Genomic DNA, 12184 nt, shown 5'->3' with positions numbered 1-12184 from the left:
GAAAGAGGAGGTTATTACATCATGGAGAAACGAGGGAAGGTATGGCTAGCTGTTAGTGGTTTAGTAGCTACAAAAGATGGTAGGTGGCTATTTGTTAAGAAGAAATACAGTGGATTAAAAGGGAAATGGTCTTTACCGGCTGGGTTTGTAAATGAAGGTGAGACGGTTGATGAAGCTGTGAAACGCGAAGTGTTAGAAGAGACAGGCATTGTCGCTCATGTGAAGGGGATCATTGGTGTTCGATCGGGTGTTATTCGTAATGAGATTAGTGATAATATGATTATTTTTCTTTTGGAGCCTGAAGGAGAAAATATTATTATACAGGAGAAAGAATTGTCTGAAGTGGCGTTCTTACATCCGGATAAGATTGCGGACGATCCGAATACGTCTGTGCTTATTAAATATTTGTTAGAAGGAAGATCAGAACTACATCTTGAAGTGGACAAAACATTAAATCCAGGCGAACCATTTGGTTATACAGCTTATCACGTATTTACGGCACGTGCGAAGGAGAGGGGAAAAGAGTGAGTATACCGGTACTACTTATTTCAATGATGTTATTCTTTATTTTGTTCTTTGGAATTGGATTTTTACTCAACATGATTTTGCGAGCTACTTGGGTAATGGTTATTGTGTATCCGATTGTTTGTATGCTTATTATTAATAAAGCGAGTATGTGGGATTATTTTTCAAAACCGAAAGAAACATTTTCTTCATTTGGGACAAGTGTATCGCACTTAGGACAAGCAGACGTATTTATTCTATCTACTGGATTAGTAGGGGCTGCTTTAGCAGGAGTCGTAATCAAGAAACTTCGGAAAAGCGGATATCAAATGTTTTAATCTCCAATTAAGTTGGAGATTATTTTTTTGCATATTCCTTCATGGTATAGGGAATGATTAACGATGAAGGAGTGTGGAATATAAAAATGTTAAAACGATATTGTATTCGCATTATGATGACTTGTTTACTTGCAATTGCATTATGCGTAACATGGAATGCTTTCACAGGAGTTTCTTTATTAGAGATTGTAAAGAAGTATGAGGGAACGAGTGCAAAAGAAGTACATGCAGCAGAAGTTAAGAGAAATGTTGCTCCGAGTAAAGAAGTGATAAATGCTTTAGAGCAGGCAAACGACTGGTCTAAATATCGTTCAATTGAAATGACTGCAACAGGTTATACATCGGGGATTGAGTCAACTGGTAAGAGGCCAGGGCATCCAGAGTATGGTATTACATATTCAGGTGTTAAAGTGAAAAGGGATTTATATTCCACAATCGCTGCGGACTTACGCGTATTTCCGATTGGAACGATTTTATTCGTACCAGGTTATGGATATGGTGTAGTAGCTGATAAGGGCGGTGCAATAAAAGGAAACCGTCTTGATCTATATTATGATACGGTGAAAGATGTTTATAGCCAATGGGGTAAGAAAAAAGTAAATGTGTACGTAGTAAAAGTAGGAAATGGTAAGTTTACAGAAGAAGAGTTAACGATGTTAAATCAAGACGAAACGATGCAAGTGTTTCGTGGTCAATATTTAAAACAAAGATAGTCTAGTCGTAATTACGCTAGACTTTTTTTCTTGGCTTATTTCATAATAAAGGGGATTTTACACGTCATATAACTGTAGTTAGAATTGTCGCATTTTATCGAAAATAAAGTTATAATGGTGGTAGAGAAATTTAGGGGGTCTGAACATGTTTCAAGTACAAAAAGAATTAGCAGGTCATGAAGCAGTAATTGTTGCTTTATTTGAAGAAGAGAAAATGAGTAGTTTTGTACAAGAACTGGACAAAGCGTTTGAAGGACAATTACAAGTTTTACTAGAAGAGAAAGAATTATCTACGAAGAAAAAGGCCATTTCGAAAGTGCATAGCTTAGGAAAAACAAATGTGAAACGTTATTACTTTGTTGGTTTAGGCAAGAAAGAGTCTTACACGACAGAAACGTTACGTGCGGCTCTTGGTAAGGCATTTAAAACAATGCAATCAGCAAAAGTACAAGATGCAGCAATCTTACTTGATTCTTTCGTAACAGAGAAATTAGACGCGATTGATGTTGCTCATATTGCAGCAGAGGTACAAGGCCTTGGTACATATGAATTACAAACGTATAAATCAGATAAAAAGGATCGTGTAGAGTTAGAGAAGTTCACGGCTATTACAGCGGAAGATGCACAAGAAATTGAAGCCGCATTAACAGTTGGCTACGTACATGGAAGTGCAACAAATTCAGCTCGTACACTTGTAAATATGCCGCCAAACGTATTAACAGCGACAAAGCTTGCTGAGTATGCTGTTGAATTAGCGGAGAAGTATGATATGGACTATAAAGTTCTTGAGAAAGAAGAGATGGAAGATCTTGGTATGGGTGCGTTACTTGCAGTAAACCAAGGTAGTGTAGAGCCACCAAAAATGATTGCCCTTATTTATAAAGGAAAAGAAGAGTGGACAGATGTCATTGGATTCGTTGGAAAAGGTATTACATACGATACAGGTGGTTATTCTTTAAAACCACGTGAAGGCATGGTCGGTATGAAAGGTGATATGGGCGGTGCAGCTGCTGTATTAGGTGCGATGGAAATTATCGGTGAACTTCGCCCAGAACAAAATGTGATCGCTGTTATTCCTTCAACTGATAACGTTGTAAGTGGTACGGCATTTAAGCCAGACGATGTAATTACATCTATGAGCGGAAAAACAATTGAAGTATTAAATACGGATGCAGAAGGTCGTCTAGCTTTAGCTGACGGTATTACGTATGCGAAAAAACTTGGTGCAAACTACCTTGTTGATGTTGCAACATTAACAGGCGGTGTAATTGTTGCACTTGGAAACTATACGACAGGCGCAATGACAAATAATGAAGAGTTATTTGAGCAAGTGCTAGAGGCTTCTATGGAAACAGATGAGCCAATTTGGCAACTACCGATTTTTGATCGTGATAAAGAACGCGTTCGAAACAGTAAGTTTGCTGATTTAAATAACTCACCAGGCCGTGAAGGACATGCGGTTATGGCAGGTACATTCTTAGGCGAATTCGCTGAAGATACACCGTGGGTACACTTAGATATCGCTGGAACATCAGAAACAAAAGGCGCGCACGACTTAGGTCCAGCTGGAGCAACTGGTGCAATGGTACGTACACTTGCAACACTTGTGGAGCGTTTTGGAGAAGAATGATTTTTTGAAGAAAAGGCTGTCTCAAATTTTTGAGGCAGCCTTTTTTATTGGTATTTAATAGTTGATTTTCAATGTTATACTTATGTGATATAATTTTCCCTGTATTAGAAGTAAATAACAATTGAATAGGGAGGGAAAGAAGAGAGTGACAAAAATAGAAGCACTCTTATTATTATGAGGGAAGGGACTTTATCTCAACAAAATATAGTTGTATTGTTTTTTAAACAGTTACGCCCGAAACAGTGGACTAAAAACTTGCTTGTATTTGCAGCGTTAGTCTTTTCAATAAAACAAGTATCTTTAACTATGGTGGCACAAGCTGCAATTTGTTTTGCGCTATTTTGTGCAATATCTGGCTGTGTCTATATTTTAAATGATTTTATGGATATTGAGGCAGATCGACAACACCCTGTTAAGCGATATCGACCGATGGCATCGGGGGCATTAAATCCGTACTTTGCTATTACGGCAGGTTGTGTTATTTTAGTAGCGTCTTTAGTAGTTTCATATATATTAAATCCGTTATTGTGCTTAGTATTAGCAGCCTATTTTATTTTAAATGTAGCGTATTCAATTCGTTTAAAGCACGTTGTAATCATTGATATTTTAATTATTGCAGCTGGATTTGTTTTACGAGCATTGGCCGGTGGATTAGTTATTCAAGTGCCATTTACACCGTGGTTTTTATTATGTACATTATTACTGTCACTATTCTTGGCTATTAATAAAAGAAGACATGAATTAGTATTGTTACAGAATAATAAAGGTTCTCATAGAAAAGTATTAGAAAGTTATTCTCCTGCTTTGTTAGACCAATTAAGTACAATTGTTACATCGGCAACTATTGTAACTTATGCTATCTTTACTTTTAATGCAGGGAAAAGTATCTATTTAATGTGGACAATCCCATTTGTAATTTACGGGATTTTTCGTTATTTATATTTAGTTCACATGGAAGATAAAGGTGGAGAACCAGATAAAGTTTTATTAGAGGATCAGCATATTTTAATAACAGTGTTGTTATATGCGATAACAGTTATTATTATACTATTGAACTTTTAATTACTCTATTCGGGTTTGTTAAAACGTTTAAGAGGAGTGTCTTAAACGTTTTTTATTTGGAATAAAACATTTTTTGAATATAAACAGTTAAGGAGTATAGAGATGCAACAATTTTTAATGATTATTTTATCAGTTGGTATGGGAGTTGTAGGGCAAATTTTATTAAAGTTTGGCGCAATGAAATCACAAAGTTCAGCGGCTGTAGGTATTATGAATTTCATTAACGTACCGAACTTTTTCGGACTAGCTTTTTACGGTTTAAGTGCATTATTATGGATGATTGTGCTGAGAAAGGTTGATTTAAGTTATGCATACCCAATGGTGAGTTTCGGATATGTATTTGTTATTATTGCGTCAGCATTATTATTTGGTGAAACAATCAATTTCATGAAAATTGCTGGAATGGTATGTATAGTAGCTGGCATTTTATTTATTGCAAAATCATAGGAGGTAAAGCAATGGGAACATATTTATATTGTATACTTCCATTTATAGCTTGGGTAGCTTCGGGAGTATTGAAATTTTTAGTGAATTATCTTCGTTCTGGAAAAGATGCTTTTCGTTTAGTTGGAAATGGTGGATTTCCTAGCACGCATACAACGATTTTATCAAGTATGGTCATGACAATAGGGTTTCATGAAGGATTTAATACACCGATGTTTGGAATCGGGATGGCAATTTTAACAATTGTTATCATTGATGCCACAGGACTTCGCCGTACAGTTGGTAAACATGCAAGAATGTTGAATAAACATATAAGTTCGGAAGAAGAAAAATTAAGAGAGCGTCAAGGACATCATTGGCATGAGATTTTTGGTGGGCTTGTGTTAGGAACAGTTATTGGATACGTGGCACATCTAATTATGTTATTTCTACCGTAGAGAGGAGAAGAAGTATTGAATATTTGGAATGATTATAAAGGAAAGGGGATATTAGCCCTTGTCCTTTTCATTTTTTATTGGTCATTTTATTTTTTTATCGGTTGGAAAATGGATACTCACTCTAAGCTTTTTATTGAAGCGTGGGTGGTTGATACCTATTTTTCTTTTGATCAAGGATATTATATCATCTCCTTTTTCCTTGAAAAAGTAGATGTAGCAGCGGCGACCTGGTTCCGACATCCATTCCTTTATTATTTTATTCAACAATTCATGTGGATACTGGAGACAGTAAAAGTAGGGAATATTGTACATGGTATTATATTCATTCAAACGTTTTTAAGCGCGTTCAGTGTAGTGATGATTTATACATTATGCTGTAAAATTTGTAAGAATACGATTGTTTCTTTTTTACTAGCGGTCATGTATGGATTTTCAGCTACAATGTTAGTTATTACGTGGACACCAGAATCTTTTAGCTATGCAAATTTCACATTGGTACTTATGTGCTTTGTATGCTATCCATTTATTACAGGGGAAAAAGAAGCGAAAATAGGATTTAGTATTGCGAATGTATTGTTGGCAATAGTAATAACAGGGGTTACATTAACCAATTCGTTTATGTGGTTTTTAGGTAGTCTGATGAGTTATAAGAAACTACGGAAAAAAATTATTTGGACTGGTATTTCGATTGTTATTGTCGTGGTCCTGTTTGTATTAGCAATGAACGCAAATAATGTCGTTCTTATCGAAGGATTAAAGGGTAGTATGGACTTTGCTGCGCAAGGACAGAGTTTTTCACCAGAATACGTTAAGCCATCAGGTATATTAGTATTTCATCTATTATTAGGATCTTCATTCATCTTTGGACCATTCTCGGAAGTTACTTTAAGACAAGGTGAGCAATTCGCACAATTAAATATACTTCCATCGCATACTATGATCGGGTGGATTGTGATTGTATCTGTGTATGCTTTTATAATAGTAGCTGTATGGAAAAACTTTAGAAAAGAGCCTTTCGTAAGGTTTTTAAGTTTCTGTTTACTATTTAATATTGTTTTACATGGAATTATTGGTTTTGGGGCATCTGAAGCATTTATTTATGGCGCACATATGCTGTTTACAATACCGTTATTATTAGCATATGGTTTTAAAGTGATGAGACGTGTAAAAGTAGTTGCTTTATGTTTAATATTAATATTAATAATTATAAATAATTTTGAAAGTATGCTATATTTTTATCATTTTGCAGTCTCCAATTATTCTTTATAATAAAATAGATTTTTAATAAAAGGGTACTTTAGATAGGATTTCTAAAGTACCCTTTTTTACTATTTCTTAAAAATAGATAAAAAATAATAGCTAGAAGTGAAGCATTTTAGAAAACATATAGTTGTTATGAAAGAGGTCTAAACATGTTTTGAGTACAAAAAGAGTAGTAAGTGTACTTAGACATCCCTGTGAGCAAATAATTTATGGTCAGCTCGAGCAATGGTATAGGTAATTCGTATACTTTTCGAGCATTTTGTAGAAGAATAATTTTTTTGAAGAAAAAGCTGTCTCAAATTTTGTAGACAGCCTTTTTATTCATATTGTAGGTGTATTTGTTGGTAATTCGATATAACTTCATTTACTACCGCGCTGTTCAAAAAAGTGCTAAAAAGTGTTTATAAAGAAATCGTATACAAAATCCCGTTTAAAGCAAAAGAAGTACGGCCCGTTTCTTCAGAGACAACTAATATAAGTGCATCACTCTTTTCTGATAAGCCAATTGCAGCTCTGTGACGTGTTCCTAGCTCAGGATCAACTTTTGTACTTTTCGTTAAAGGAAGAATATTAGCAGCTGAGACAATATGATTATTTTTTACGAGAACGGCACCGTCATGAAGAGGGTTACCTGGATAAAATATTGATTCGAGTAATGGCGCAGTTAAATGAGCGTTTAATGTCGTTCCAGTTTGAATGAGAGCTTCAAGCGTCTCGTTTCTTTCCACAACGATAAGAGCACCATGTTTTCTGGCGCTTAAATGTTGGATAGCTGTTGTAATAAAAGATGAACTTTCCGTATAAGGTGATAAATATGCCTGAATATAGTATGTAGCTGCCAATGTTTGTACATTTGCTAACATATGATGAATATCTTCCATTTTGCATAAAATACATTCGTCTTCTTTATCGATTGCGTTCCTCATAATCGATAGTTCTTTTTCAGCAATTTCAATCATTTGCTTTGTTTGTATTTTGAGCTCTTCTGACAAGCCCCATTCGTGCATAATCCTCATTCCCTTTAGTGGAGTATTTAACAATAGTGTATACAAATATTCCTAGTAAAATCCTGTTAGATTTTATAAAATATTGAGATACAGCATGTTTTTTTCATATAATAAAGGTATGACGAGCGAGAGGAGAGAGAAGAATGAATTGGAAACAAGAATTTAGTCGCTGGCTTTCTTACGCACAATTAGATGCAGAATTAAAAGAACAGCTAGAAAATATGAAGCAAGATGAGAAGAAAATCGAGGATAGCTTTTATAAAAATCTAGAGTTTGGCACAGGTGGTATGCGTGGTGAACTTGGTGCTGGTACGAACCGTTTAAACGTATATACAGTTCGTAAAGCAACAAAAGGATTAGCAAGCTTTATTGAAAAATTAGGTGAGGAAGCGAAAAAACGCGGTGTTGTTGTAGCCTATGATTCTCGTCATAAATCACCTGAGTTCGCAATGGAAGTAGCTGCTACACTTGGGGCACGCGGTATCACAACATATGTGTTTGAAAGCTTACGTCCAACGCCAGTACTTTCTTTCGCAGTTCGTCATTTACATACAGTAAGTGGAATCGTTCTTACGGCAAGCCATAATCCACCTGAATATAACGGATACAAAGTATACGGTGAAGATGGTGGACAGTTACCTCCAAAAGAAGCAGATGAGTTAATTAGCTACGTAAATGCAGTAGAAGATGAATTAACAGTTGAAGTCGCTGATGTAGAGCAATTAAAAGCTGACGGTTTATTACATATTATTGGACAAGAAGTAGATGATGCATATGCTGCAGAATTGAACAATGTCATCATTAATAAAGAAATGGTGCAAAAGGTCGGCAAAGACTTAAAAATCGTCTTTACACCATTGCACGGAACATCAAATATTTCTGTACGCCGTGGTTTAAAAGAAGTTGGATTTACAGATGTAACAGTTGTAAAAGAGCAAGAGTTACCAGATCCAAACTTCTCTACAGTAAAATCACCGAACCCAGAAGAGCACGCAGCGTTTGAGTATGCCATTCGTGACGGTGAAAAGGTAGGCGCAGATGTATTAATCGCAACTGATCCTGACGCAGATCGTCTAGGTGTAGCAGTGCGTAATCATAGTGGTGAGTTCCAAGTATTAACAGGAAACCAAACAGGTGCATTAATGCTTGATTACTTACTATCTCAAAAGAAAGAAAACGGAACGCTTCCGGAGAACGGTGTCGTATTAAAAACAATCGTAACGTCTGAGATTGGCCGTACAATTGCGAAAGCATACGGTTTAGATACAGTTGATACGTTAACTGGATTTAAATTTATCGGTGAGAAAATTAGGCAGTATGAAGAAAGCGGACAATATGAATTCCAATTCGGTTATGAGGAAAGCTATGGTTATTTAATCCGCCCATTCTGCCGTGATAAAGATGCAGTACAATCTGTCCTATTTGCATGTGAAGTAGCTGCATACTACAAATCACAAGGGAAAACGTTATATGACGGTCTATTAGAAGTATTTGAGAAGTACGGTTTCTTCCGCGAAGACCTTGTATCGTTAACGTTAAAAGGAAAAGATGGAGCTGAAAAAATCCAAGAGATGATGGCAACGTTCCGTGAGAATCCTCCGAAAGAAGTAGCGGGCTTAACAGTCGTAGCAGTGGAAGACTATAAAGCAAGCATCGTTACATCTTTACAAGATGGACATAAAGAAGAGATTCACTTACCGAAATCAAATGTGTTAAAATATCAATTAGAGGATGGTTCATGGTTCTGCCTACGTCCATCTGGAACTGAGCCGAAGATTAAGTTTTACTTTGGTGTAAAAGATAGTTCTTTACAAAATAGTGAACAAAAGTTACTTACTATTAAAGAAGACATTATGAATCGTTTATAATACAAAGTAATTTTAAGTAGTAAGGAACAAAAGGGAGCGAAATCTCCCTTTTGTTTTATGTAGGAAATGATTGCTATTGATTCCGACAGGAGAGAGGGTATTTTGTGATGAAAAAAGTAAGAAAAGCGATAATCCCAGCAGCTGGATTAGGAACACGTTTTTTACCAGCAACGAAAGCAATGCCGAAAGAAATGTTACCGATAGTAGATAAACCAACGATCCAATACATTGTAGAAGAAGCAGTGAAATCGGGTATCGAAGATATTATTATCGTTACTGGTAAAACAAAGCGTTCTATTGAAGATCATTTTGATAATGCATTTGAACTAGAACAAAACTTATTAGAGAAGAAAAAATATGAGTTGCTTGAAAAAGTACAAGCTTCTTCAAAAATGGTAGATATTCATTATATCCGTCAAAAAGAGCCGAAGGGACTAGGACATGCTGTTTGGTGTGCGCGTAAATTCATTGGTGATGAGCCGTTTGCAGTGTTACTAGGTGATGATATTGTCCAAGCTGAGAAACCGTGTTTACGTCAATTAATGGATGAGTATGAAAAAACACTTTCTTCTGTTATTGGTGTACAAACTGTTCCAGAGTCGGAAACACATCGCTATGGAATTATCGATCCATTAGAACAAGAAGGTCGTCGTTACCAAGTTCGCAATTTCGTTGAGAAACCAGCACAAGGTACAGCTCCTTCAAACTTAGCAATTATGGGCCGTTACATTTTAACGCCTGAAATCTTTATGTTCTTAGAACAGCAACATGTCGGTGCTGGTGGTGAAATTCAATTAACAGATGCAATCCAAAGCTTAAATGAAATCCAACGTGTATTTGCTTACGATTTCGAAGGAAAGCGCTACGACGTAGGTGAAAAGCTAGGATTCGTTCAAACGACAATTGAAATGGCCCTGCAACACCCAGAATTACGTGATGACATGGTTGCAATGATGAAGAAAATTTTAGAAGAACAAGCGAATCAAGAGTCTTAATATAAAAAAAGAGTTATTGCAGCAAGCTGCAATAACTCTTTTTTATTATGAAATCGTCGAATGAGAATGCTGATAAGCAGAACGACGCACAGCATAGTATATGCGAGGTGCGATAATAGCACCGATAATTGTAAATGCAATATCTTTTACTGCAAACCACATCATAATCATCCAAGCAGCTTTATAGCTCATATTACCGCCCATAAAGAGATTGACTGCTCCGTACATGTAAGTAGTACCGATTATATAAGTTAAAATAATTCCAGTGAAAGAGGCAATTGCAAATGTAATGAAAGTGGGTCTTTCTTTTTGTTCTACTAGTTTTCCTGATACGTAAGCAACGATAATAAAGGCGATAATAAAACCACCAGTAGGATCTAAAAGTGCTCCAAATCCAGCTTTGAAGTTAGCGAAGATTGGTGCGCCGGCTAAACCAACGAGCATATATACAGTCATGGATAAGGCACCAAGTCTACTTCCAAGAAGAAGACCTGCTAAAATTGCGAAAAATGGTTGCATAGATAATGGGATGCCTGCTACTTGTAAGAAAGGTGCCCAAGATACAATATTTGCACCGATGGCCATAAGAGCAACGAACATGGCAGCTAATGCTAAATCTAAAACATGTAATCTTCTCATAATGTTAACCTCCTGTTGTTTTTAGGTTAACATTATCGTAGCGAAAATATTTACTTGTTGTCAATCAAAATATTTTGATAAGAAGGCTTTAAATAGTCTCTTAGCAACGTATATGGAATACGAAATTGCGGAATTCCACTTGAATAGGGAGCAATCTCATATAAAGGGAAATAAATGACGAGATTGTCTGGCTCTAAAAAGAAGTGAAATTTTTTCATACTCATTACTTTTTCAGTTGCATCAGGAAAATAAATGCTTTCATTTTGTTTAATTTGTCGTACAATCTCTGCACGGATTACATCTTTATATTTATCCTTTTGTTGAAATAAATCGTCTAAGTGCAGCACCTTTTTTTCGTTTAAATCAAATGTATTTGCCTTCCACGTATAAAGACCGTGTGCTCCGCCAGTATATTGATAGTAATTCACATATAGGCTAAGAAAAGGTGGTTTGTTTAAAGAGACTTTATAATCAACATTTGCTACGTATGGATGAAAGGGTGTACTAGATCCTTCTGTCTCTTTATAATATTTTTTTGCTTCTTTTTCTAATTTGTTTTTAAATTTGTCAGTGGATTTTTTGTAGTATAAATTGAGTTTATTTTGAAATTTAGAATCAGAAAAGTTGTGAAAAGAAGGCCTATTTATTTGATATTCTATATAAGGTTTCTTACCTTTTTGCGTTACAGTCTTAACATCGATTGTCAGGTTAGATGCTTTGGCTGTTATTGCACAATTTGGTACAATAGTCAGCAAGGAGAACATAAGCAGTAATATACAAAATTTCTGTTTCATTTAGGTGAAGCCTCCTTATATAAGTGTTATAAGTAGTTTGAAAATAAATAGGTAAAATTATACATTTAATTAAAGTAAGAGAAGGGGGAAGCGATATGGCAAAAACTTTAATGGATTCACTTGGAATTGAGTTGTTAGAGATGACAGAAGATAAGGTAGTTGCTACGATGCCTGTTGATGAGCGTACGCATCAACCGTTTGGATTTTTACATGGAGGTGCATCGGTTGCATTAGCGGAAACAGTGGCAAGTGTTGGTTCATATAATTTAATTGATCAAGAAAAATGTATTTGTTTCGGATTAGAAATTAATGCAAACCACATTCGCTCAAAGAAAGATGGAATTGTAACGGCGATCGGAACACCGATACATAGAGGACAATCGACAATGGTTTGGGATGTTCGTATTATTGATGAAAATGATGATTTACTATGTATATCAAGATGTACAGTAGCAATTAAAGAAAAACGTGAAAAGTAAAAAAGAGGCGC

14 protein-coding genes are annotated in these 12184 nt (G+C 35.7%); 11 read left to right on the top strand and 3 right to left on the bottom strand.

The window, feature by feature from the left end:
* The first annotated feature begins 21 nt into the window (after positions 1-21).
* From ACTFSL_RS26295 to ACTFSL_RS26260, 8 genes are all read left to right on the top strand, one after another.
* Entirely contained in the window at positions 22-528 is a 507-nt protein-coding gene (locus tag ACTFSL_RS26295; RefSeq protein ID WP_000415313.1) for an NUDIX hydrolase, read from the top strand.
* Complete coding sequence (locus ACTFSL_RS26290; protein WP_000027016.1) at positions 525-842, top strand: YuiB family protein; 318 nt, start codon at positions 525-527, stop codon at positions 840-842. Before ACTFSL_RS26295 ends, ACTFSL_RS26290 begins: the two co-directional genes overlap by 4 nt.
* An 86-nt stretch (positions 843-928) precedes the next feature.
* A complete protein-coding gene (locus ACTFSL_RS26285) occupies positions 929-1555 on the top strand; it encodes a 3D domain-containing protein (protein ID WP_000920103.1) in 627 nt (208 codons plus the stop codon).
* Positions 1556-1700: 145 nt separating this feature from the next.
* Complete coding sequence (pepA, locus tag ACTFSL_RS26280; protein ID WP_440042657.1) at positions 1701-3185, top strand: cytosol aminopeptidase; 1485 nt, start codon at positions 1701-1703, stop codon at positions 3183-3185.
* Between the two features lie 174 nt (positions 3186-3359).
* The gene (locus ACTFSL_RS26275; RefSeq protein ID WP_016123674.1) at positions 3360-4247 is read left to right on the top strand and encodes a decaprenyl-phosphate phosphoribosyltransferase; all 888 of its coding nucleotides are present in this window, start codon (positions 3360-3362) and stop codon (positions 4245-4247) included.
* 102 nt (positions 4248-4349) lie between these two features.
* The gene (locus ACTFSL_RS26270) at positions 4350-4694 is read left to right on the top strand and encodes an EamA family transporter (RefSeq protein ID WP_001183889.1); all 345 of its coding nucleotides are present in this window, start codon (positions 4350-4352) and stop codon (positions 4692-4694) included.
* A gap of 11 nt (positions 4695-4705) precedes the next feature.
* Positions 4706-5128: a divergent PAP2 family protein gene (locus ACTFSL_RS26265; protein WP_000537660.1), complete on the top strand. Its 423-nt coding sequence runs from the start codon at positions 4706-4708 to the stop codon at positions 5126-5128.
* A 15-nt stretch (positions 5129-5143) separates the two neighbouring features.
* Positions 5144-6397, top strand: coding sequence for a DUF6080 domain-containing protein (locus tag ACTFSL_RS26260; protein ID WP_440042656.1), 1254 nt, complete (start codon positions 5144-5146; stop codon positions 6395-6397).
* Positions 6398-6792: 395 nt separating this feature from the next.
* Here the strand turns inward: ACTFSL_RS26260 and cdaS are convergent, their stop codons facing one another.
* Complete coding sequence (gene cdaS, locus ACTFSL_RS26255; RefSeq protein WP_440042655.1) at positions 6793-7398, bottom strand: sporulation-specific diadenylate cyclase CdaS; 606 nt, start codon at positions 7396-7398, stop codon at positions 6793-6795.
* 143 nt (positions 7399-7541) lie between these two features.
* Between cdaS and ACTFSL_RS26250 the strand changes: the two genes are divergently transcribed.
* Both ACTFSL_RS26250 and galU read left to right on the top strand, forming a co-directional pair.
* Positions 7542-9266 (top strand): phospho-sugar mutase, encoded by a 1725-nt coding sequence (locus ACTFSL_RS26250; protein WP_440042653.1) that lies wholly within the window; start codon positions 7542-7544, stop codon positions 9264-9266.
* A 107-nt stretch (positions 9267-9373) separates the two neighbouring features.
* A complete protein-coding gene (gene galU / locus ACTFSL_RS26245; RefSeq protein WP_002097988.1) occupies positions 9374-10261 on the top strand; it encodes a UTP--glucose-1-phosphate uridylyltransferase GalU in 888 nt (295 codons plus the stop codon).
* Between the two features lie 45 nt (positions 10262-10306).
* On the opposite strand, the gene ACTFSL_RS26240 is transcribed toward galU, so the two are convergent.
* Positions 10307-10900: a biotin transporter BioY gene (locus ACTFSL_RS26240; RefSeq protein ID WP_001253379.1), complete on the bottom strand. Its 594-nt coding sequence runs from the start codon at positions 10898-10900 to the stop codon at positions 10307-10309.
* Between the two features lie 50 nt (positions 10901-10950).
* Entirely contained in the window at positions 10951-11694 is a 744-nt protein-coding gene (locus tag ACTFSL_RS26235) for a DUF3298 and DUF4163 domain-containing protein (protein WP_000810329.1), read from the bottom strand.
* 95 nt (positions 11695-11789) lie between these two features.
* Between ACTFSL_RS26235 and ACTFSL_RS26230 the strand changes: the two genes are divergently transcribed.
* Entirely contained in the window at positions 11790-12173 is a 384-nt protein-coding gene (locus ACTFSL_RS26230; RefSeq protein WP_001140612.1) for a hotdog fold thioesterase, read from the top strand.
* The last annotated feature ends 11 nt before the right edge of the window (positions 12174-12184 follow it).

Origin of the sequence: Bacillus cereus group sp. MYBK108-1, assembly GCF_051917185.1 — a bacterium.
Lineage (GTDB): Bacteria > Bacillota > Bacilli > Bacillales > Bacillaceae_G > Bacillus_A > Bacillus_A cereus.
Note: the sequence above shows the minus strand (reverse complement) of the source record. Positions and strands in the feature narration are given on the sequence as shown.

Coding starts and splice junctions, on each gene's coding strand:
- ACTFSL_RS26285 (WP_000920103.1), top strand. CDS start 929: ATGTTAAAACGATATTGTATTCGCATTATGATGACTTGTTTACTTGCA.
- galU (WP_002097988.1), top strand. CDS start 9,374: ATGAAAAAAGTAAGAAAAGCGATAATCCCAGCAGCTGGATTAGGAACA.
- ACTFSL_RS26270 (WP_001183889.1), top strand. CDS start 4,350: ATGCAACAATTTTTAATGATTATTTTATCAGTTGGTATGGGAGTTGTA.
- ACTFSL_RS26265 (WP_000537660.1), top strand. CDS start 4,706: ATGGGAACATATTTATATTGTATACTTCCATTTATAGCTTGGGTAGCT.
- ACTFSL_RS26250 (WP_440042653.1), top strand. CDS start 7,542: ATGAATTGGAAACAAGAATTTAGTCGCTGGCTTTCTTACGCACAATTA.
- ACTFSL_RS26230 (WP_001140612.1), top strand. CDS start 11,790: ATGGCAAAAACTTTAATGGATTCACTTGGAATTGAGTTGTTAGAGATG.
- ACTFSL_RS26295 (WP_000415313.1), top strand. CDS start 22: ATGGAGAAACGAGGGAAGGTATGGCTAGCTGTTAGTGGTTTAGTAGCT.
- cdaS (WP_440042655.1), bottom strand. CDS start 7,398: ATGCACGAATGGGGCTTGTCAGAAGAGCTCAAAATACAAACAAAGCAA.
- ACTFSL_RS26235 (WP_000810329.1), bottom strand. CDS start 11,694: ATGAAACAGAAATTTTGTATATTACTGCTTATGTTCTCCTTGCTGACT.
- ACTFSL_RS26240 (WP_001253379.1), bottom strand. CDS start 10,900: ATGAGAAGATTACATGTTTTAGATTTAGCATTAGCTGCCATGTTCGTT.
- ACTFSL_RS26275 (WP_016123674.1), top strand. CDS start 3,360: ATGAGGGAAGGGACTTTATCTCAACAAAATATAGTTGTATTGTTTTTT.
- pepA (WP_440042657.1), top strand. CDS start 1,701: ATGTTTCAAGTACAAAAAGAATTAGCAGGTCATGAAGCAGTAATTGTT.